Raw genomic sequence first — 19,422 nt, forward strand, 5'->3', positions numbered from 1 at the left:
CCCACTCGCCCGCGCCCCGCTGTGGTCCGTCTGAGGGGTCAACCCCTCGCCTGGTCGGTTGCGGAACCGGATTGTGCCTACGCAACCGACCACCTCCGGGGTTGACCCCTCAGACATCCGGGTGAGGGTGGGTCGGCCCCGCCGCCCCGTCGCGCTCCTCGCCGCGTCGCACCCGCCGCGTCGCACCCGCCGCGTCGCACCCGCCGCGCTGAGATCGGCCGGCCGCGATCGCCTGGCTGCGCTGCCGCCCGCTGTGGTCCGTCTGAGGGGTCAACCCCTCGCCTGGTCGGTTGCGGAGCCGGATTCTGCCTACGCAACCGACCACCTGCGGGGTTGACCCCTCAGACGTCCGGGTCCGCGGGTCTACGACGGGGGCGACGGCGAGTCGGGATCGACGGCGGCTTGGGGGCCCGCTTATCTGCAGCTCGACATTACGTATAGGTCCACTGACGCCGGACCCCCGCGTAGATTCACTCCGCGCGCGGCGCAAACAGTGGCTATGTCCTGTCGACCTGCGGATCAGTGGATCGCAGTGAAGGGGAGATCGAGACCGAGGCGGTTCGTGATCGGCTTGTTGGTCTCGCGGATCTGCTGCAGTTCCGCATCCGACAGTGCACGCCGATAGACGCGCAGTTCGTCGAGCGTGCCCTGGAAGCGGTTGGCGCCGTCGACCCGCTGCCCGACGTGAATGCCCTGTACGCCGAACTCCTTGCCCGCTGTCACCGAACCCGCGGGCGCCGTCGCGGAGCCGACCTCAACCCCGTCGACCAGCAACCGCAGCTTCCCCGTCACCCGTTGGAGAACGACGTGATGCCACTGGTCGTCGTTGTACGCCGACGTGGACTGCACCGTGACGTTGTACCGGTCCACCGCGAGCAGTGCGCGGATGCGATGGCTCTCCGGCTCGGCCCGCAACCAGACCTGTGGTGTCGTTCCGGAACCGGTGCGATAGGCCCACAGGATCGCGTGCGACCCGGTCGTCGCGCTGTACTTGATCCACGTCATCATCGTGAAGTCGTCCGCCCCGAGATCGATCGACCGGTCGAACGGCACCTCGACGTAGTCGTCCACCCCGTCCATCGCCAACCCGTTCCCGAACTTGCCTGCGGCAACAGTCGCCCCGCCGCGGACGTACGCCGGATTGTGCGCCGGCCCGAGATCGGCCGTCGTCGGCCCGGGCGCGGGCGGACCGGGAATGCCCGGCGGCGTACCGTTCGGCGTCGACAGGTACGCCTCGTTGAACCGTGCCCAGCGGATCGTCTCGTACGGGTTCGCGACACCCGCCTCGTACAACAGCCCGGCCTGATCCCCGTCCAGCCGCACCATGTCGGAGTACGCCGACGGGCCCCAGTAGAAGACCTTGCCCTGTTGCCACGTGCCGAACGACCGCGCCTCGTCGTACGACGATCGCACCGTCATCACCTCGCGCGCGGCCGGATGGGCCGGGGCCGAGAACAGGATCCGGTTCCGCTGATCGCCCTCGTTCCGCGCACTGAACCGGAGCAGTGAGCCTTGTACGTCGGGCATCACCAGTTGCGGGATGGTCTTGAACGGCGCGTCGAACGTCGCACCGCCGTCGCTGCTGATCGCATACGCCCGGTTGCCCGGATCGGTACCGCGTTCGCGCGCCAGTGCGTAGATCCGGCCGTCGGTCAGCTCGACCACGGTGATCTCTCCGACGATCACCTTGCCGTCGTCGCGAGCCATCGTCGCGCCGATGTGCCAGGTCTCACCGGAGTCGTCGCTGTAGATGAGATGGCCGCCGTAGACGTGCTTGCCGACGCCGTCGTACGTCTCGTAGGTGGCGCCAACGATCAGCCGGCCGGCGTGCGGTCCGTGCTCGAGCTGGATCCCGTGCATCGGGCCGGTCGCGTACCAGAAGTTCCAGCTCGGCAGCTTCGCGTCGGTCAGCTCACGCGGGGCCGTCCAGGTCGCGCCGAAGTCGTCGCTGGTCTGCGCGTACGGGTCGCGGTCGCAGCCGTTCGTGCACGGCTCCGGACCGTTGTGCGTGGTGACGAGGACGATCCGGCCGGTCTTCCGGTCGACGATCGGCACCGGGTTGCCGTGGGTGCTCCCGTTGCCTTCGGAGACCACCTGCAGCGGACCCCACGTCTTACCGCCGTCCGAGGATCGCTTGAGCACGATGTCGATGTCGCCGTCGTCGCCGCAGTCCGCGACTCGTCCTTCGGCGAACGCAAGCACTTCACCGTCGGTCGCGTGCACCACGGCGGGGATCCGGAAGCAGGAATACCCCTCGGTCTTCTGCTGGAACAGCACGCTGTCGTCGACGAAAGGCGCATCGCCGGAGGCCTGTGCGGGTGGAGCTGTGAGAGTGCCGAACATCAGTAGGGCGGTGGCCACGAGGCGGGCCGGTGTGAGTACGCGCATGACTCTCCCGGGGAGGACATAGGACGTCTGATGTCCTCGACAAATTAGCCAACCGGTCCTGCTTTTACAAGAGGTCGGCGGGTACTAGGGTCTTCCTATGGCTGATACTGCTTCTGGTTCTGCGCAGATTGTGATCGTCGGTGCGAGTCTCGCGGGAGCGACCGCGGCCGAGGCCCTTCGGGCGGAAGGCTGGACCGGTGGTGTCCTCCTGATCGGCAGCGAGCAGTCCCTGCCGTACGAGCGACCGCCCTTGTCGAAGGACGTGCTGCTCGCGAAGAAGGGGACGGAGTCCGCTCAGCTGCACGACCAGCAGTGGTACGACGACAACAAGATCGACCTGCGACTCGGGACGACGGTCACCGCGATCGACCCGGCCGCGCACTCGGTGACGCTCGACGACGGCTCGCAGGTGTCCTACAGCAAGCTTCTGATCGCCACCGGCAGCCGGGTCCGCAAGCTCGACGTGCCCGGCGCCGATCTGCCCGGCGTGCGCTACCTGCGGACGGCGGAGGAGTCCCAGGCGCTGACCGACGCGTACGCCGCGAAGCCGCGCGTTGTCGTGGTCGGTGCGGGGTGGATCGGCCTGGAGGCGGCGTCGGCCGCGCGCGAGCGGGGCAGTGAGGTCACGGTCGTCGAGCCGCAGTCCACCGCGCTGGCGTCGGTGATGGGTGAAGAGGTCGGCGAGGTGTTCGCCGACTTCCAGCGGCAGCACGGCGTGCAGTTCCGCTTCGGCACCGGGGTCGAGGGATTCGAAGGTACCGACAAGGTGACCGGTGTCCGCTTGTCCGGCGGCGAGGTGTTGCCGGCGGACCTGGTGGTCGTCGGTGTCGGCGTGCGGCCGAACACCGAGCTCGCCGAGGAGGCCGGGATCGAGATCGCGACCCCGGACAACGGCGCCGGCATCGTGACAGGCGCCGACCTGCAGACCTCGGCCGAGGACGTGTACGCCGCCGGTGACGTCGCCCGCTGGGACCACCCGCAGTACGGCCGCCCGGTCCGTGTCGAGCACTGGCAGAACGCGAAGGACAGCGGCAAGACGGTCGCGAAGGCGATGCTCGGCGAGGACGTGGCGTACGACTCGATCCCGTACTTCTTCACCGACCAGTTCGACCTCGGCATGGAGTACGCCGGCGACATCCCGCGCGGCGCGTCGTACCAGGTCGTGTTCCGCGGTGACCCGAAGTCCGGCGCCTACATGGTCTTCTGGCTCGACGACGACCATCGGGTGCTGGCCGGCATGCACGTCAACCTGTGGGACACCGGACTCGACGCGGTCCGCGAGCTCATTCGCTCCGGCAAGCAGGTCGACCCGGCTCGCCTCGCCGACACGTCGGTCGAGCTCTCCGACGTCTAGATCGGGTAGGTGACGTACGCGAACTGCGTGCTGTCCGGCGACCAGCTCGGAACGTTCATCGTGCCCTGGCCGCCGAACAGCTGCGTGAGTTCGCGTACTTCGCCATCGTTCGTGAGCAGGCGGAGCCGCACGTCGTCGATGTCGGCCGGATGTCCCTCGGTGCCGGGCGGGAAGCTCACGTAGGCGATCGCCGAGCCGTCCGGCGCCGGGTGCGGGAACCAGTTGACGCGCTCGTCGTTCGTCAGCTGCTCGACCTCACCGCTGCCGACCGCGATCCGGAACAGCTGGGCCTGTCCCGCCCGCTCGGAGTTGAAATAGATCCACTTGCCGTCCGGGCCGTACTCCGACCCGTCGTCGGCGAACTCGTTGTCCGTCACCTGGGCGTCTGCGCCGCCGGCGCTGGGGATCGTCCAGACGTTGGTGATCCGCCGGCCGTCGCGGTTCTCGAGCCCGATGTACGCCAACGTCTCACCATCCGGCGAGACTCCGTGCAAGTAGTGGTGGAAGTCCGGGCCGCGATCGTTCGTCACCCGGCGGCCGGGTCCGCCCTCGATCGGCACGGCATACAGGTGGCCGTCCTCCGCGGACACATAGACCGTCCGCCCGTCCGGGCTGACCACGTGGTCGTTGTTGATGTCGGGCACTCCACCGAGCTCGATCTCCCGCGGCTCGCCGCCCGCGACCGGCACTGAGAACAACCGCCCGTCGCCGTTTACCACCAGCTCGTCCCCGACCCAGTTGGGCGCCTCGAACAACAGACTGGACGAGCTGTGGACGAGTCGCCGATCGCCGGACGTCACGTCGACGACGTACAACTCGGCTCGCTGACCAGGGCGAAGGGTACGTGGCATGGCACCCAAACCTACGGCATCGGACGTTGCCGCCGGACGGCTGTCCACGACAGGACCTCTGGCCCTGAGCGGTCCGGCAGACAGTTCCTAGCGTTGACCGTGAAGGAACGTGTTCGGAGGGAGCGGTCATGAGCACAACTCATTCGCAGTCGACGATCTCCCGGCCGCGCGCGGAGCAACCGCATGCATCGAGCGCCGGCTGGTGATGTCGGTCATGACGAAGACGGCGCCGCGCCGGACCAAGCCGCGGGTTGCTGACAGCGTCTTCGCCTTCGCGATCGGTTGTGTCGCGACCGCGGTCGGAGTCGGGCTCGGCCTGCCGCATCTGATGAAGGTGGGCGCAGACTTGGCCGGCGTTGCCGGGCTCGGGTGCCTCGTGGCCGGCTTGCTGCTGCTCGGAGCCGGCGGCGTTGCCCTGGTGCGGCTCGTGCCGGGTTGGTGGCGGGTGCTCGCCGTACCGGCGCTCCTGGCGATTGTCCTCGTCACCGTGATGGCCCTCGGCCAGGCGGTCGCGGCGACGAATGTTCCGGACACATCCGTAGGATCGCGGACGCCAGGCAGTCATGGCCTGGAGTTCACCGAGGTGGAGTTCGCCACCGCGGACGGCGTCTCGCTGTCGGGGTGGTACATCCCGTCCGCCAACCGTGCCGCGGTCGCGTTGCTGCACGGCGCCGGTTCGACGCGGTCGGATGTGCTCGACCAGGCCGTCGTGCTGGCGCGGCACGGGTACGGCGTCCTGCTCTTCGATGCCCGTGGACATGGTCGGAGCGCGGGCCGCGCGATGGATTTCGGCTGGTACGGCGACCAGGACCTCAGCGCGGCCGTGACCTATCTGCAGAGCCGGCCGGACGTCGAGGACGCCAGGATCGGCGCGCTCGGCCTGTCGATGGGCGGTGAGGAGGCGATCGGCGCCGCCGCCGCGGATGCACGGATCCGCGCAGTGGTCGGCGAGGGCGCGACCAACCGGACGACCGCGGACCGGGCGTGGCTGTCGCACGAGTACGGCTGGCGGGGGACCGCGCAGGAAGGCGTCGAGTGGCTGACCTACAAGGCCACCACTCTGCTGACAAAAGCCGACGAGCCGATCGCCTTGCGTGCTGCGGTCGCCGCGATCGCGCCTCGCCCGGTGCTGCTCATCGCCGCCGGCGCGAAGCCTGACGAGGCGTACGCGGACCTCTACATCCAGGCCGGCTCGCCCGGCACCGTCCAGCTTTGGGTCGTCCCGGGCGCGGCTCACACGGCTGGGCTCAGGACGGACCCTGGTCAATGGGAGCAGCGGGTCACTGCGTTCTTCGACACCGCTCTCGGCTGACGGCGGGCCGGTCGTGGAGAGCCGGCTGCCGGCGGGGTCGTAGACTCGCGGGGTGGCAGGCCGGATCAAGGAAGAGGACATCGCGCTGGTGCGCGAGCGGGCCCGGATCGACGACGTCGTGGGTTCGTATGTGACCTTGAAGAACGCCGGCGGTGGCAACCTCAAGGGGCTGTGCCCGTTCCACGACGAGAAGTCGCCGTCGTTCAACGTGACCCCGGCCCGCGGGTTCTTCTACTGCTTCGGCTGCCAAGAGGGCGGCGACGTCATCGACTTCATCCAGAAGATCGACCAGATCACCTTCAGTGAAGCGGTCGAGACGCTGGCGTCGAAGGTCGGCATCCAGCTGCGGTACGAGGACTCCGGCGCGCCGGTGCAGCGTGGTCCGGGCAATCAGCGGCCGCGGCTCGTCGAGGCGCACAAGGTCGCGGCCGAGTTCTACGTCGACCAGTTGTTCGGTGCGGCCGAGGCGGCGCCGGGGCGGCAGTTCCTGGACAAGCGTGGCTTCGACAGGGACGCCGCCGTTCACTTCGGTGTGGGGTTCTCACCGCGTGGTGGGGACGTACTGACGAACCACCTGCGAGGTCGCGGTTTCACCAACGCCGAGCTGATCGCGTCGGGTCTGTCGGCCGACGGGCAGCGCGGGCTGTACGACCGGTTCCGCGGCCGGCTCATGTGGCCGATCCGGGACGCGTCGTCCGACGTGATCGGCTTCGGCGCCCGACGCCTGTTCGACGACGACCGGATCGAAGCGAAGTACCTGAACACCCCCGAGACGCCGATCTACAAGAAGTCCAAGGTCCTGTACGGCGTGGATCTCGCGCGGCGCGAGATCGCGAAGGGCCGACAGGCCGTGGTCGTCGAGGGCTACACCGATGTGATGGCGTGCCACCTGGCCGGAGTGCAGACCGCGGTCGCCACCTGCGGTACGGCGTTCGGCGAGGACCACGCGCGGGTGCTGCGGCAGCTGCTGCTGGACCACGACCAGTTCCGCGGCGAGGTGATCTTCACCTTCGACGGTGACGAGGCCGGTCAGCGAGCGGCGTTGAAGGCGTTCGCGGGGGACCAGGCGTTCGCCGCGCAGACGTACGTCGCGGTCGAGCCGGACGGCCTCGACCCGTGTGATCTGCGGCTGGAGAAGGGTGATGCGGCGGTCCGTGAGCTGATCGGGCGCCGCGTCCCGCTGTACCGGTTCGTGCTCGGGAACGTGTTGTCGAAGTACGACCTGGATCGCGCGGACACGCGGATCGATGCGCTGCGCGATGCGGCGCGGCTGGTGATCAGCATCCGCGACCGGTCGAAGGTGGACGCGTTCACCCGGGAGCTCGCGGGGCACCTGGGGATGGACGAGGACCAGGTCCGCTCCGAGGTGTACCGCGCTGCGTCGAGGCAGGGCACGCCGGCGGCGTCCGGACAGGCTGGACGCCCGGCTGTCGGGCAGCCCGGCCCGCCTGGGCCGCCTGCGCCGCCTGGTGATGCTGCGCAGCAGCCCCGGCGCGCCGATGTGCCCTCGCCGCGGGACCAGCGGTACGTGATCGAATGGGACGTGCTGAAGGTCGCGATGCAGCACCCGGCGCTGGTCGGCGTCGCCTTCGACGAGCTCGACGACCACGACTTCACCCACCCCTGGCTGGCCGCGATCCGGACCGCGATGGCGAAGGCCGGCGGCCCGGCCGCGGCGCCCGCGGCGGAGGCGTGGGTGGTCGCCGTACGCGATGCCATCGGCAACGATCCGGCGGCCGCAGTCGTCGGCGCGCTGGCAGTGGATCCGTTGCGGCTAGGCCGCGAGCCGGACGAGCAGTACGCGCAGGCGTTGCTGGCCCGGCTGCAGGAGCTGACCTGCGCGCGCCGCATCCAGGACCTGAAGTCGAAGCTGCAGCGGACGAATCCGATCGAGCGCGCTGACGAGTACAACCGGATGTTCGGCGAGCTGATCGCCCTCGAGGCCTACAAGGCCGAGCTCCGCAACCGTGCGATCTCCGGCGCGATCTAGTCCTCTTTGAGGTGTTCGACCAAGCGCGTCGTCTCCTCGGCGTACCTGGTCGCGAACTCCTCGCTGTCCGGATCGAGGCCGAGTGCCCTCGCGATCTGAGGGAACACCACCGGCGCCGCGGCCAGGCCGAAGAGGGCGAGGCCGGTGTACGCCGCGTCCAGGTTGGCGGCGAGCTCGCCGTCGGTCTGCCGTTGGCGGAAGTCGTCGAGCATTGCTCTGCAACCGGGCTCGCTGCCCTTCCGGATCGAGCGCGCTGGTGTCCGACGCAGTACATCCGATGACACCGGCCGCGGGCGCGGGCGCCAACACCGCCCTCTGGGACGCCGCGCGCCTCACTAAGGCGTTGACCTCCGGCGAAGACCTAGCGTCGTACCAGCAGGACTTGATCACCAACGGCCAGGCGATCGTGACCGAGTCCCTCCACAACGCCGAACGCCTGTTCCGAGTGTCGATCCCGGTCTAGCTCACCGCTCGAGCCGGTCGCACAAGCTGTCCTGTACTTCGGTGAGACGTTCGAGCATCAGCAGTGCTGCGTCGTGTCGTGCCCGCGCGTAGAGCTCGAGTGAAGGCGTCACTGCACTTGGATCGTCAAACGGCTCGGCCAGTGGGTATGTCGACGCCAGCGTGTAGGCGCGGCCGGCCGCAACCGTAGAAACGAGGTCATCAACCCGTGCTGCTGGATGTTCCTCCCGGTAGGCGACCAGCAGTTCCGCGAGGCCGCTGATCCACTCGTCGCCAAGCATCACGGTCCTCGGGTCGCAGCCGATCCTCGCGATCTCCCAGGCGGTGAAGCGCGGAGCAGGTGGCTGGAAGTCGATCACCGCGGCCACCTCGTCCCCGCACAGCATCAGATTCGGCGATGCCAAGTCGCCATGCACAACCTGAACCGTCAGCCCGGGCAGGCCGGCCAGGACGGCGCCGGCCCGATCGAGCAGCCCTCGGCGCTCCTTGGCCGCCTCCCATGCCCACTGCTCGAACCGGCTCAAGGTCGCCCGATTCCCATACCCCTCGATAATCCGATCGAAGGATTGCCATGCGCGTCCCACATCTCGTACTCCGACCGCCGCACGCAACGTCGGCGCCGCCGCAGGATGTTCGGCCAACCGCCGATGCAACCTCCCCAGCACCTGTCCAACCGCCGGCCACCTGGCGCCGATCAGCCCGCCCTCGGCGGTCTCGCCGTCGACGAATTCCCACAACGACATCGGCGCCCGCTCGTCGATCAGCTCCCGTCGAGCGTCCGCCGTACCTCAGGCACCGGTACGCCGCCTTGCCTGGCAAACTCCGCCAGCTCGATCGCCGCACGTTCGCGCTCGAGCTCCCCGCGGTACACCTTCGCGAACCATCGACATCCGCTGTCGTCGACGACACGGAAGTTGATCGTCACCGTCCCCGCACGGATCTCCGTCACCTCGACAGCGCGTACGCCGTACGAGCGCGCCAAGGCGTCTGCGACCCTCTCCGACTCACTCAGGATCGTTGCCCGTCACGCCATCGACCGCTTCACGCAGGACATCCGCATGCCCGGTGTGCTTCAGATACTCCTCGAGCAGGTCGATCAGAATCCGCCGCCGGTTCGACGACCACCTCGGATCCGGGTCCGCAATCACCACATCGAGTCCACCGTCCGCACTCAGCTCCTCCCAAGCGGCGCGAGACCGCGCGGCGGCGCCGTACCAAAGGCCGTAGAGCTCCTCCGACTCGTCCGTGACCGCCGATTCCCAACCCCACCGGTCGTTCTCGCCCCAGCTCCTCCCGTCCCACGGCGCCCCGAGCGGCTGCCCGGCGGCCCGCGCCGTGAAGCCGTCGTCGACGAACGCCATGTGCTTCACCAGTCCAGCCAGCGTCATCGCCGACGGCGCATGCCGCCGACGCAACTGCTCCGCATCAAGCCCGCCGGTCTTCCAGGCGAACTGCTTCCGCACTCTGTCGAGCGCGAACTGCAGCATCTCCACTTCATTCCCGCGCGGACACTCGACGATCGGTAGAGCTCTCCAATCCATGAGGAAAGGAGATCACGTCAGGAGCCCAGCAGGCGTGTGGTGCGTTGACGAGCACGACTCAGCCACCCGTGCTGCGGTGCCACCGCGTGCGCCCCGGCCGTGAGGAGCTCGTCGAGCGTCGGGTACCAGTCCGCCTTGGCCGGGTCCCCGTGCATCGTCCGGAGTGCAGGGCTCTTGCCCAACGTGTCCTTGATGTACTTCGCCCAGGACTCGCGATCATCGTCCGAGTAGTTGTGGCGCCCGTCCCAGATGCACTCGAGGACATCGAGCTCCAGTTCGGCGACCGCTTCGACGAGGTTGTAGTCGGCGTGTCCCGGCGGGCAGGCCTTGTCGTCGTAGAAGTACGGACGTAGTTCCGGATGTGCGACGAACACCCGATCCACCTCGAGCATCAGGTCGGTCGCGCTCCGGTACGTCGTGATGCGCAAGCTCCGCATACCGATCCGCCACGCGATCATGGCGGAGATCACCGACACCAGCAGAGCGACGATCGAGAGAGACTGTGCCAGCGACATGACGTCATCCCCGCTCGCCGAGACTGTGCACGGCTGCGGTGATGAGCTTGTGGTCAGGCGGCAGCCCGTAGCCCTCGCGGTACAGCGCCTCGAGCAGCCCGGCCAGCGTTTGCGTGTCGAGCTCAGCGCGGTCGGCGTCGTACCACATCAGCAGAAGCTGTTCGCGATTCGTTCCCTGGACATCCGGTACGACGTACTCGACGTTCTCGACGAGCTTCGCACCTAGCCGTTGGTAGAACGCGATGCGTCGCTGCCGGATCGTTCGCTCGTCCGGATTGTCGGCGTCGTCCGGATCCTCGACCTCGAAGATCAGCCGCCGGATCTCCGGCTGATCGAGCAACGCGGTCCACAGCGCCGACCCATGACCCTTGCTCCGCACGGTTCCGTCGATCGCGAAGTACTCCAGGAAATCCCACGGCACCGAGCTGAACGGAAGTACGACGGCAATTCCGATCGGTGCACCGTTGTCGAGCTGCAGCCAGGCGAGGACCTCGCCGTCGCGGATCGACTCGGTCAACGCGTCGAACGGTTCTCGCTGCCGCAACGGGAAGCTGTCCGCGTAGATCCGGCCGGCGGCTGCGACCCTGGCCGAGTCGGCATGCGCCAGCGATTCAAGTTCTGTCATCCCCCACCCCCGACTCAAGCAAGCAGCGCGCCCGCGGAGTTGTCAATGCCCGGCAAGACGACTGCCCGAAGACCAGTTGGTCTCCGGGCAGGCGAGAGGTAGCGGTCAACTCCGCGACGGCGGCCGCGGCGAGCGCAGGTCAGCTCTCGAGTGCCGCGTCGAGCGTGATGTCGACGCTGGCCAGCGCCTTGCTGATCGGGCAGTTCGCCTTGGCGGCCTGCGCTGCCTCCGCGAACCCGGCCTCGTCCAGACCGTCGACCTCGGCGCGAACCGTCAGCTTGATACCGGTGAGCTTGAAGCCACCGTTCGCCTGGTCCGGGCCCAGGGTCACGTCGGCCCGGACCTCGTGCGCCTGCGGCGTACCGCCGCGCTGGGCGATCTCCGCACTGAGCGACATCGCGTAGCAGGCGGTGTGGGCAGCCGCGATGAGCTCCTCCGGGCTGGTCGTGCCGCCCGCGTCCTCAGCAGCGCGCTTCGGGAACGAAACGTCATACGTCCCGGCCTTCGAGCTGCTGAGCTCGACCTGCCCCGAGCCCTGCTCCAGAGTGCCGTTCCAAGCGGTCCGCGCGGTACGAGTCGGCATTGCGATCTCCTTCAGAAGTTGTCTTGTGTACAAGATACTTGTGCACAAGATATCCTTTCGTCAAGTCCCTGCCGGGTGAGACGCCGACCACAGGAGCACGCCATGACCGAGACCCGGGTCCTCGACGACCTGCTCTGCTTCGACCTGTACTCGCTGTCCCGGATGGTCACCGCCCTTTACCGCCCGGTCCTCGACCCGCACGGCCTGACCTACCCGCAGTACCTCGTCCTGGTCACGCTGACCCGCCTGGGCCCCTGCTCCATCGGCGACATCGCCCGAGCCACCCGCCTGGACCACGGCACCCTCACCCCACTACTCCGCCGCCTGGCCGACCGCGGCCTACTAACCCTCGACCGCTCCGCAACCGACGCCCGCTCAGTGACCGTCGCCCTGACCCCCGAAGGCGAGTCCCTCAAGCCGGTCCTCCACGAGGCTCAATGCCACCTAGGCAACGCCCTAGGCCTAACGGAACCCCAGGTCCGCCGCCTTCAATCCACCCTCCACCAACTAGCCGACCACTTGGACAACCGCAGCGCCGACTAGTGCGCAGAGCGTTCGGAGATACGGCCACAGAGACCGTGTACGGGCGGTTTGACATTGTCTGTTGGGTGGTATGAGGGCAGGTGGGGTTGTGGGGCGCTGTGATGGCGCCGGGGGTTGTTTTCCGGCTGTTGGCCGGGACAAGGGGGAATGGTGAGCAGTTTTTCGATGGTCCAGTTCAACTGGCCGTGCCCCGGCTCCGGGTATGTCGCGCTCGCGCAGTTCCGACGATCAGTCAGCAGGTTTTGCTCGCTGTAGTTGGAAATCCGAGGGAGGGGTCCAATGTTCAGGTACGTCACGCGCGCAGCCGTCGTGGCAGGGAGCGTCGCCGGGCTGCTGTGGGTCGCAGCCAGTCCCGGTACGGCGACCAGCGGCCAAGAGCGACAGTTTGTCGTCCTCTACGCGCAGGGCGGTTCCGCTGAAGCCGCGCATGCCGCGATCGCCGCGGCCGGCGGCACGGTGATCAGCGAGAACGCGGCGATCGGAGTCGCCACCGTCACGACCAAGAGCGACAGTTTCCAGGCTGCCGCCGGCGCTTCGGCCGCGATCCAGGGCGTCGCGCGAAGCACGGTCATCGGCCGGGCGCCTCAGGACGTCGCGGCCATTGGGAAGGTGAGCGTGAAGCTCGACCCCGCGCAGGCCGACCTTCAGGGTGCAAGCGCGGGCAATGAGAAGGCGGACAAGAAGCAAGAGCCGCTGGCCGGGCTGCAGTGGGACATGCAGCAGATCGGCGCCACCGCCGACGGCTCCCAGCGCTACCAGCAGGGCACCGGCGTACGGGTCGGCATCATCGACACCGGCGTCGACGGCACCCATCCCGACATCGCCCACAACTTCGACAAGGCGCTGAGCCGCAACTTCACGACAGACATCCCGGTCGACGCGAACGGCGCGACGGTCGACGGACCGTGCGAGCACCCGAGCTGCGTCGACCCTGTCGACGAGGACGACAACGGTCACGGTACGCACGTCGCGTCCGAGATCGCGTCGCCGGTCAACAAGCTCGGGATCGCGGGCATTGCGCCCAAGGCGACGATCGTCAATCTGCGAGCCGGCCAGGACTCGGGCTACTTCTTCCTGCAGCCCACGGTCGATGCCTTGACCTACGCGGGCGATCACGGCATCGACGTCGTGAACATGAGCTTCTACGTCGATCCGTGGCTGTTCAACTGCGCCGACAATCCGGCTGATTCGCCCGAGGCCCAGGCCGAGCAGCGAACTGTCGTGACGGCGATGCAGCGGGCGCTCGACTACGCCTACAACCATGGCGTCACGCTGGTCGCAGCGGCGGGCAACGGCGCGACTGACTACACCAAGACGATCGTCGACAGCTCGAGCCCGGACTTCGCCGGCGTCCCCGGTGAAGCGCCGTACTCGCGGACAATCCCGGCCTCGTGTACCTCGATGCCGTCAGAGGGAAACCACGTCCTCTCGGTGACCAGCACCGGCATCACCAAGCGCAAGGCCTACTACTCGGACTACGGCAACGGGTACGCCGATCTGTCCGCACCTGGCGGGGACGTGTACGACACCGCCGACAACAAGCGCGACATCACGAAGGCCATACTCGCCGCGTACCCGAAGCACCTCGCCGAGGAGCGCGGTCAGCTCAATCCCGACGGAACGCCGAACACGCCCAGCGTCGTCAGGAGCTGCGACAAGCAAGTCTGCGGCTACTACCAGTACCTGCAGGGCACGTCGATGGCGTCACCACACGCCGCCGGCGTCGCTGCGCTGGCCGTCAGCCGGCTTGGCGTCTCAGATCTCGTGAACGGCGGCAAGATGGCTTCCCCGGCCGCCGTAGAGCAGGCACTCCGCAGCACGGCAACCGACACCCCATGCCCGACACCCGCGGCCTTCACCTACACCCGCCAGGTCCAGCAACCCGACGGCTCCTTCGTGACCGTGACGTCCACCCAGACCTGCGAAGGCACGCCGACGAACAACGGCTTCTTCGGCGACGGCATCATCAACGCCACAAAGGTAGCCCGAGGCCACTAACTCACCAGGCCGGCGCCGGAACGCAGGTTCCGGCGCCGGCTTTCAAGCAGGCCGGATGATCCGCCTCGGGCATCGCTGCAGCCGTTAGTAGTCGAGACCTGTCCGAGGTCAACTGCGGGTGCCATGAGGCAGATCTCGTTGGTCATCTGATGTCGGCTCACTCGTGAGCCAGAGATCCGGTGAGGCAATGTGGTCAGCCGCTAGGTACTCGGTGATCTCCACGTCATCGAGCTCGTACTGCACTAGCCCTCTCCAGCCGGCTTGGCCGTTTTCGCGAGCGACCAGCCAGCCTCGGCGCCAACCTGCTGCCGTCAGAACCATCACGTGTCCGGGGAGCGAGAAGCTGCGCAGCCTCCAGTCCACGTGGGCGTGCAGGGTCGGGACTTGTTCCATGCCGTTCATGACGGCAACCCTCTGCGCAGCCGGAGTTCGTCGCGAATCACCGGGGGCACGGGGAGCCGGTACTGCTCCAGCGCGTTGGCGTAGGCATCGAGTGACAAGGAGAGGCGATTGGCGTCGCTGCGGGAGGGGGCGTCCGTACGTCGCAGTCCACGCGCCTGCCGATCGGCCGCGCGGGCGGACATGATGTCGGCGAACAGGTCGAGGAGAGCATGATCCGTGGCAAAGCGGCGAGATGCACCGCCGGGGACTGAGAGGGGTCGGATGGACATCGGGCATCGCCTCGTGAGGCTGCGGGGGTTCCCGACATGCCACCTGGAATGCCATCGCTCCGGAGTCCTTGTCAGTCTACCTGCTCGGCTCGCGACAGCGTGGATCGTGGTTTCGGCCACGTGCCTTCGGCTGCAGCGTCGCGACCGCACACCCCGCCCCAGGCGACCAACGCCGCGACGTAGAGCGCGGCGCTCGGAAGACCCACGATCTGGACCGAAGCCAAGGTCCTTCTCTGCACCAACCTCGCTGAGCGGTGCCGGCGGCGAATGCTGACGACGTTTGTTCATCCACCGGGGCAGTAGCTCTGAGCCGTGGGGGAGTTGTCCGCAAGGGACCACGCGCTGTTGCGCTGTGATCGACGGATAAGCCACGCCAGGTGTGGGTTCGATTCGCGGGCTGGAGTCGGCCTCGTTGACCAGATTCGGTTTCGAGGACCTTCTTCTCGGCGAGGATGTGCCGTTTGCGGTTGGAGTGCTGGCTGAATCGCGTGAGGACGGCGAAGACCCGTGGACGATCCACTTGGCCGCGCTCGATAAGGATGCCGATCGCTGTCGCGATCCTGGTGCGGCTCTGGATTGCGGCTTCGAGGTGGCCGCGAGGGCTTTCTGGTGGTAACCGGCGTACTGTGGGGTGTAGCTCCGGAAATCGACGACATCCCGCCTTGAGGCTGCCCGCCCACACCGGCCCTTCGTGGGAGATGTCATGTCGGTACTTCACCGCACTCGCAACGCGCCCAAAACCCCTGCAGCCGATACGCCGTCCTCGGCGGTCGACGAGCTCGTCACACCGTTGCCGACTCGGGTGCCGCGCACCCGGATCAGCGGTGCCTGGCTCGGGATCTGCGTCACCGTGATCAGCTTCGTGGTCCTGATCGTCTTCATGCTGCAGAACACCGGTAGTGTCGCGATCAACTTCTTGTGGCTGAACGGCTCCGTGCCGCTCGCGCTCGCGTTGTTCATCGCCGCCGTCGCCGCTGCCGTGCTGGCCACATCGATCGGCGCCGCCCGGATGACCCAGCTGCGCCGCCTGGTCCGCCGCGGCAAGGATTGAGGTTGTCGCGATGACGCTCATTGCCCGCGACGGCAGAACAGTCATGTCCGAGTCGGCACCGTCGACGCCCCGACTGCGGCTGCGCTCCGGCGGATCGAAAGGTCTTCTGGACGGGAGCTGGTGGCCGCGGTCGACAGATCCGGTCGCCGAGATCCCCGGCCTCGTCCTGGCCATCGACAAGCTGCGCGGGCCGATCACCCGCATGATGCTCTACCGCGGTGACTGGGACAGCCATCCGCGCCGTCTGGCCGTCGACGGGCGAGTCGTGCATCTGGGCTTCTTTGCCAGCCAGCCTCCCGGACTGCTGATTGCCCTGGCGGGCAGAGCCGGTGACCGCGTGGACCTGGCTGTTATCCCACCAGGCACCGCAGCAGCTGTGGCCGCTGCTGCGATGACGCTTTCCGCCGAGGACGGCAACCGGATCCATGCGCAAGACCTGGTGCCGGCTGCGTCCGGTTCCGGCGCCGGGCCCTTGAGTGAGTCACCAACAGCCGGGCGATCTCCTGAAGACGCCTGGGAGACCGACGGCGGTCACATCGCAGCCGTGACCCCTGCAGTCCGCGCCAACGTGACGACCTGACGGCCAACGCTGCGGGAAGGCCTGGTCAAAGGAGCGCAGGCATGTCCACGTAACGCCGCCGCCAGGCATGCACGATCGGTACCGAGGCGAACTCACACGCCCACCGCAGCCGCTCGACTTCCGCCGGCAGATGCGTGCCATGATTCCTGAGTGAGCACAGGCCGTCGCGCGGGGCACCGATTGACCGATGGTGCAGTCAGTCGCTGTTGGCGGGTGAGTCTGGCCGTTCGGATCGAGGTTGGACTGGGGATCCTCGCTACAGCCCCGATCGCTCTGATTTCGACCGCGATGCAAGTGGACCATCCGATCAGTGACCCGCTGACGGCGATCGTGATGTACGTGGCCCTCTGGTGGTTCGGTCTCGTACGGCCCGCGGTGTGGCTCTCACCTGACGAACTGGTTGTGCGCAATCCGCTGTGGACTCACCGGATCGCCAGAGAGAACGTCGTCTCGGCGAAGCCCGGTGCATTCGGAGCCGTGATCCGTCGGCGAGATGGTCGCCGTTGCATCGCCTGGGCCTTGCACCAGCTTGCCGTGGACGAGGGCACGGACCGCGCGGTTGGCCTGATCAACTACTGGGCGCAGACCCTGCGGCCGAGCGATCCAGGCGAGGTCCCCGAGAGCCTGCACGCGGGGACGCCGGAAGAAGGGAGCAGTCGGCGAGTTGGCGACATCGGGGCCGCGATCGGGCTCGCTATCGCCTTCACCATTCCGGCCGTACTCCTGGCCTGGCCGAGACACCCTCCGTGGATCGACCCAGTGGCCGTCCTCGCCATGGTGATCGCCGTGGTGCCGTTCGGCATGACTCGACAACCAAGGAATGCGTTCCGACGCGATCGCTGAGTTCGGCAGCGACACCGCTTCAAAGCGACCGCTGATCGACGCCACGCGGACACGCTTTCGGCCGCCGGGCACACCGTCGTCCGCACGCGAAGGCAGGCTTCGAGGGGCCTCCTGGGCCGCCGCGGCTGTGTTGGCGCGGTGACGGCTCGAATTGCGCAGTGTTGGGTGGGGCTGGATGGGAACCGGGGGCGGGAAAGAGGTCGACGCCGTCGGATCGGAGTAGCCCGTGATGTTCTGCCTCGCCTGCACGCCCGGTGCCGGCGCAGCGGTCGGGGGCTGACGATGGCCCCGGAGTACCCGCTGTTGGCTGGGCGTTACCGCTTGCTTGATCGGCTTGGGCGCGGTGGCATGGGGATCGTCTGGCGCGCGCGGGATGAGCTCCTGGGTCGGCCGGTTGCGGTTAAAGAAGTTCTTGTTCCGCCGGAGCTGCCCGAAGAAGAGCGGGACGTACTTCGTCGGCGGACGTTGCGCGAGGCCCGGTCGGCGGCCCGGTTGGCCCATCCGAACGTTGTCATGATGTACGACGTGGTCGAGGACGACGGCCGGCCATGGCTCGTGATGGAGCTGGTGGCGTCACGCACACTCGGGGAACTGATCCACGAGCGCGGGCGGCTGCCATGGCGGGAGGTCGCCGGCATCGGCCTCGAGGTGCTGGCGGCTCTGCAGGCCGCGCACTCGGCCGGCGTGCTTCACCGAGACGTGAAGCCGAGCAATGTGCTTCTTGCCGACGACGGTCGGGTGGTGCTCACCGATTTCGGCATTGCCAGCCTCGAAGGTGACGCATCGCTGACTCGGTCCGGCGCGCTGGTCGGTTCGCCCGCCTTCATCGCTCCTGAACGGGTTCAAGCGCGCGGCGCAGTACCGGAGTCGGACCTGTGGTCGTTGGGTGCCACTTTGTACACCGCCGTGGAAGGACGGTCACCGTTCGACCGGGGCTCCGCGTTCCCGACGCTGGCCGCTGCCGTCGCCGAGCCGCCCGACCCAGCTCCCCACGCGGGACCGCTGTGGCCGGTCATCGAAGGCCTGTTGACCAAGGATCCGGCCTCGCGGATGAAGGCCGCCGAGGCGACCCGTCTGCTGCGCCTGGCAATGTGGACGCCGGACGTCGCAACATCCGCAACCGATCGATCAGCTGCACCAACTCGCGAGCCCGCGCCGTCAGTGGCTCAGCGGCCGTGGGAAGACTCCAACCGGGACAGCGGTCAGCGGACCCGCCTGCTGCCCATCGCCTCGTTCACGCCGGAGTCCGATCCGCCGGCGCAGCCGGTTCGTGTTCCACCCGCCGCCGGGAACGATTCCAGCACAGGCGACAACGACGGCCACGGGTCACCTCCTGAGGCCGCGCCTGTCGCTGGACCGCCAAATCGGATCGTGCGAACAGTCCTCCCTGCTGCTGTCGCATGCCTCTTGGTGCTAACGGCCGTGGCGGGCTGGGCGATGATGCGGCAGTCCGGTGACTCTTCGGGCGACAAGCCTGCAGCGCAGTCGACTCAGGCCGGCCAGGCGTCGCGCAGTACGTCGACCGCCCAACGCCCACCGAGCGCCTCACCGACCGCGAACACCACCCGAACCGCGACGCCGACAAGGACCACACGGGCTCCGACGGCAACTCCTTCGCCGTCCATCACTCCGTCGCCTTCGGCACAGCCGTCCACGCCCGTCGCGGCCGTGCCTGCCGGGTTCGAACGTCACCGCGACCCGACCGGGTTTTCCGTCGCGGTACCGAACGGGTGGACATCCGAACGAGGCAGCGGCCCGGTGTACTTCCGCGAACCCTCCGGATCAGGCCTGCTGATCATCGACCAAACCGACCGACCAAAGGCCGATCCCGTCGCCGACTGGCGCCAACAGGAGGCAGCGCGCCGCAGCGGCTACACCGACTACCACCGGATCCGAATCGAAGCAGTCAACTACTTCGACAAGGCCGCCGACTGGGAATTCACCTACGCCGCACGATCCGGGCGACAACACGTCCTAATCCGTGGCGTGGTCACCAGCCCAAACCAGGCCTACGGAATCTACTGGTCCACACCCGACGCCCAGTGGCAGCAGAACCTCCCGGCCCTACGAACCATCCTCAAAACCTTCCAACCCGCCTCATAACGCACCCGCCCT

21 protein-coding genes and 1 pseudogene are annotated in these 19,422 nt (G+C 67.8%); 10 read left to right on the plus strand and 12 right to left on the minus strand.

What is annotated here, in order from left to right:
• Window positions 1–519: 519 nt before the first annotated feature.
• A complete protein-coding gene (locus EV653_RS02410; RefSeq protein ID WP_202871460.1) occupies window positions 520–2,388 on the minus strand; it encodes a sialidase family protein in 1,869 nt (622 codons plus the stop codon).
• A gap of 97 nt (window positions 2,389–2,485) precedes the next feature.
• Between EV653_RS02410 and EV653_RS02415 the strand changes: the two genes are divergently transcribed.
• Window positions 2,486–3,742, plus strand: a complete 1,257-nt coding sequence (locus tag EV653_RS02415) for an NAD(P)/FAD-dependent oxidoreductase (RefSeq protein WP_134097513.1) — start codon at window positions 2,486–2,488, stop codon at window positions 3,740–3,742.
• Here the strand turns inward: EV653_RS02415 and EV653_RS02420 are convergent.
• Window positions 3,739–4,593 carry a TolB family protein gene (locus EV653_RS02420; RefSeq protein WP_134097516.1) on the minus strand — a complete coding sequence of 285 codons (855 nt, stop codon included), beginning with the start codon at window positions 4,591–4,593 and terminating at the stop codon, window positions 3,739–3,741. The two genes, EV653_RS02415 and EV653_RS02420, sit on opposite strands and share 4 nt — an antisense overlap.
• A 214-nt stretch (window positions 4,594–4,807) precedes the next feature.
• On the opposite strand from EV653_RS02420, the gene EV653_RS02425 reads away from it, so the two are divergent.
• The gene (locus EV653_RS02425) at window positions 4,808–5,905 is read left to right on the plus strand and encodes an alpha/beta hydrolase (RefSeq protein WP_166679266.1); all 1,098 of its coding nucleotides are present in this window, start codon (window positions 4,808–4,810) and stop codon (window positions 5,903–5,905) included.
• Window positions 5,906–5,957: 52 nt separating this feature from the next.
• The gene (gene dnaG, locus EV653_RS02430) at window positions 5,958–7,895 is read left to right on the plus strand and encodes a DNA primase (protein WP_134097520.1); all 1,938 of its coding nucleotides are present in this window, start codon (window positions 5,958–5,960) and stop codon (window positions 7,893–7,895) included.
• Here the strand turns inward: dnaG and EV653_RS02435 are convergent.
• Entirely contained in the window at window positions 7,892–8,107 is a 216-nt protein-coding gene (locus tag EV653_RS02435) for a hypothetical protein (protein ID WP_134097523.1), read from the minus strand. The genes dnaG and EV653_RS02435 overlap by 4 nt on opposite strands.
• 44 nt (window positions 8,108–8,151) lie before the next feature.
• On the opposite strand from EV653_RS02435, the gene EV653_RS02440 reads away from it, so the two are divergent.
• Window positions 8,152–8,358 (plus strand): FAD-dependent monooxygenase, encoded by a 207-nt coding sequence (locus tag EV653_RS02440; RefSeq protein ID WP_202871461.1) that lies wholly within the window; start codon window positions 8,152–8,154, stop codon window positions 8,356–8,358.
• A 1-nt stretch (window position 8,359) separates the two neighbouring features.
• Here EV653_RS02440 and EV653_RS02445 read toward each other — a convergent pair whose 3' ends face one another.
• From EV653_RS02445 to EV653_RS02470, 6 genes are all read right to left on the minus strand, one after another.
• Window positions 8,360–9,100 (minus strand): phosphotransferase, encoded by a 741-nt coding sequence (locus EV653_RS02445; protein WP_134097525.1) that lies wholly within the window; start codon window positions 9,098–9,100, stop codon window positions 8,360–8,362.
• 17 nt (window positions 9,101–9,117) lie between these two features.
• Window positions 9,118–9,339 carry a hypothetical protein gene (locus tag EV653_RS02450; protein ID WP_238159515.1) on the minus strand — a complete coding sequence of 74 codons (222 nt, stop codon included), beginning with the start codon at window positions 9,337–9,339 and terminating at the stop codon, window positions 9,118–9,120.
• A 22-nt stretch (window positions 9,340–9,361) separates the two neighbouring features.
• The gene (locus EV653_RS02455; protein WP_238159516.1) at window positions 9,362–9,844 is read right to left on the minus strand and encodes a mycothiol transferase; all 483 of its coding nucleotides are present in this window, start codon (window positions 9,842–9,844) and stop codon (window positions 9,362–9,364) included.
• Between the two features lie 71 nt (window positions 9,845–9,915).
• Window positions 9,916–10,413 (minus strand): hypothetical protein, encoded by a 498-nt coding sequence (locus EV653_RS02460; protein WP_134097530.1) that lies wholly within the window; start codon window positions 10,411–10,413, stop codon window positions 9,916–9,918.
• A gap of 4 nt (window positions 10,414–10,417) precedes the next feature.
• The gene (locus tag EV653_RS02465; RefSeq protein WP_134097532.1) at window positions 10,418–11,038 is read right to left on the minus strand and encodes a GNAT family N-acetyltransferase; all 621 of its coding nucleotides are present in this window, start codon (window positions 11,036–11,038) and stop codon (window positions 10,418–10,420) included.
• Window positions 11,039–11,177: 139 nt separating this feature from the next.
• Window positions 11,178–11,621: an OsmC family peroxiredoxin gene (locus tag EV653_RS02470; RefSeq protein WP_134097534.1), complete on the minus strand. Its 444-nt coding sequence runs from the start codon at window positions 11,619–11,621 to the stop codon at window positions 11,178–11,180.
• A gap of 102 nt (window positions 11,622–11,723) precedes the next feature.
• On the opposite strand from EV653_RS02470, the gene EV653_RS02475 reads away from it, so the two are divergent.
• Window positions 11,724–12,164: a MarR family winged helix-turn-helix transcriptional regulator gene (locus tag EV653_RS02475; RefSeq protein WP_134097537.1), complete on the plus strand. Its 441-nt coding sequence runs from the start codon at window positions 11,724–11,726 to the stop codon at window positions 12,162–12,164.
• Between the two features lie 279 nt (window positions 12,165–12,443).
• Window positions 12,444–14,162: a S8 family serine peptidase gene (locus EV653_RS02480; RefSeq protein WP_134097539.1), complete on the plus strand. Its 1,719-nt coding sequence runs from the start codon at window positions 12,444–12,446 to the stop codon at window positions 14,160–14,162.
• A gap of 398 nt (window positions 14,163–14,560) precedes the next feature.
• Here EV653_RS02480 and EV653_RS02490 read toward each other — a convergent pair whose 3' ends face one another.
• The 3 genes and pseudogenes from EV653_RS02490 to EV653_RS42635 form a co-directional block, all read right to left on the minus strand.
• Complete coding sequence (locus tag EV653_RS02490; RefSeq protein ID WP_134097541.1) at window positions 14,561–14,833, minus strand: hypothetical protein; 273 nt, start codon at window positions 14,831–14,833, stop codon at window positions 14,561–14,563.
• A gap of 71 nt (window positions 14,834–14,904) precedes the next feature.
• The gene (locus EV653_RS42450; protein WP_255510608.1) at window positions 14,905–15,039 is read right to left on the minus strand and encodes a hypothetical protein; all 135 of its coding nucleotides are present in this window, start codon (window positions 15,037–15,039) and stop codon (window positions 14,905–14,907) included.
• 296 nt (window positions 15,040–15,335) lie between these two features.
• Window positions 15,336–15,551, minus strand: a pseudogene (locus EV653_RS42635) (hypothetical protein); the annotation flags it as partial.
• Between EV653_RS42635 and EV653_RS02500 the strand changes: the two are divergent.
• The 4 genes from EV653_RS02500 to EV653_RS02515 all read left to right on the plus strand — a co-directional run bounded on the left by EV653_RS02500 (window position 15,537) and on the right by EV653_RS02515 (window position 19,410).
• Window positions 15,537–15,884 carry a lipopolysaccharide assembly protein LapA domain-containing protein gene (locus EV653_RS02500; protein ID WP_134097543.1) on the plus strand — a complete coding sequence of 116 codons (348 nt, stop codon included), beginning with the start codon at window positions 15,537–15,539 and terminating at the stop codon, window positions 15,882–15,884. The pseudogene EV653_RS42635 and the gene EV653_RS02500 sit on opposite strands and share 15 nt — an antisense overlap.
• Before the next feature lie 10 nt (window positions 15,885–15,894).
• Window positions 15,895–16,464, plus strand: a complete 570-nt coding sequence (locus EV653_RS02505) for a DUF5994 family protein (RefSeq protein WP_134097545.1) — start codon at window positions 15,895–15,897, stop codon at window positions 16,462–16,464.
• 294 nt (window positions 16,465–16,758) lie between these two features.
• Entirely contained in the window at window positions 16,759–17,307 is a 549-nt protein-coding gene (locus tag EV653_RS02510) for a hypothetical protein (RefSeq protein ID WP_134097547.1), read from the plus strand.
• A gap of 282 nt (window positions 17,308–17,589) precedes the next feature.
• Window positions 17,590–19,410, plus strand: coding sequence for a serine/threonine-protein kinase (locus EV653_RS02515; RefSeq protein ID WP_134097549.1), 1,821 nt, complete (start codon window positions 17,590–17,592; stop codon window positions 19,408–19,410).
• Window positions 19,411–19,422 lie beyond the last annotated feature (12 nt).

Origin of the sequence: Kribbella pratensis (genome assembly GCF_004365355.1) — a bacterium.
GTDB lineage: Bacteria > Actinomycetota > Actinomycetes > Propionibacteriales > Kribbellaceae > Kribbella.

Bases quoted from the DNA above. Each gene is read 5' to 3' on its own strand.
- EV653_RS02410 (WP_202871460.1), bottom strand. From the start codon at position 2,388: ATGCGCGTACTCACACCGGCCCGCCTCGTGGCCACCGCCCTACTGATG.
- EV653_RS02415 (WP_134097513.1), top strand. From the start codon at position 2,486: ATGGCTGATACTGCTTCTGGTTCTGCGCAGATTGTGATCGTCGGTGCG.
- EV653_RS02420 (WP_134097516.1), bottom strand. From the start codon at position 4,593: ATGCCACGTACCCTTCGCCCTGGTCAGCGAGCCGAGTTGTACGTCGTC.
- EV653_RS02425 (WP_166679266.1), top strand. From the start codon at position 4,808: ATGACGAAGACGGCGCCGCGCCGGACCAAGCCGCGGGTTGCTGACAGC.
- EV653_RS02435 (WP_134097523.1), bottom strand. From the start codon at position 8,107: ATGCTCGACGACTTCCGCCAACGGCAGACCGACGGCGAGCTCGCCGCC.
- EV653_RS02445 (WP_134097525.1), bottom strand. From the start codon at position 9,100: ATGTCGTTGTGGGAATTCGTCGACGGCGAGACCGCCGAGGGCGGGCTG.
- EV653_RS02455 (WP_238159516.1), bottom strand. From the start codon at position 9,844: ATGCTGCAGTTCGCGCTCGACAGAGTGCGGAAGCAGTTCGCCTGGAAG.
- EV653_RS02460 (WP_134097530.1), bottom strand. From the start codon at position 10,413: ATGTCGCTGGCACAGTCTCTCTCGATCGTCGCTCTGCTGGTGTCGGTG.
- EV653_RS02465 (WP_134097532.1), bottom strand. From the start codon at position 11,038: ATGACAGAACTTGAATCGCTGGCGCATGCCGACTCGGCCAGGGTCGCA.
- EV653_RS02470 (WP_134097534.1), bottom strand. From the start codon at position 11,621: ATGCCGACTCGTACCGCGCGGACCGCTTGGAACGGCACTCTGGAGCAG.
- EV653_RS02475 (WP_134097537.1), top strand. From the start codon at position 11,724: ATGACCGAGACCCGGGTCCTCGACGACCTGCTCTGCTTCGACCTGTAC.
- EV653_RS02480 (WP_134097539.1), top strand. From the start codon at position 12,444: ATGTTCAGGTACGTCACGCGCGCAGCCGTCGTGGCAGGGAGCGTCGCC.
- EV653_RS02490 (WP_134097541.1), bottom strand. From the start codon at position 14,833: ATGTCCATCCGACCCCTCTCAGTCCCCGGCGGTGCATCTCGCCGCTTT.
- EV653_RS02500 (WP_134097543.1), top strand. From the start codon at position 15,537: ATGTCGGTACTTCACCGCACTCGCAACGCGCCCAAAACCCCTGCAGCC.
- EV653_RS02505 (WP_134097545.1), top strand. From the start codon at position 15,895: ATGACGCTCATTGCCCGCGACGGCAGAACAGTCATGTCCGAGTCGGCA.
- EV653_RS02515 (WP_134097549.1), top strand. From the start codon at position 17,590: ATGGCCCCGGAGTACCCGCTGTTGGCTGGGCGTTACCGCTTGCTTGAT.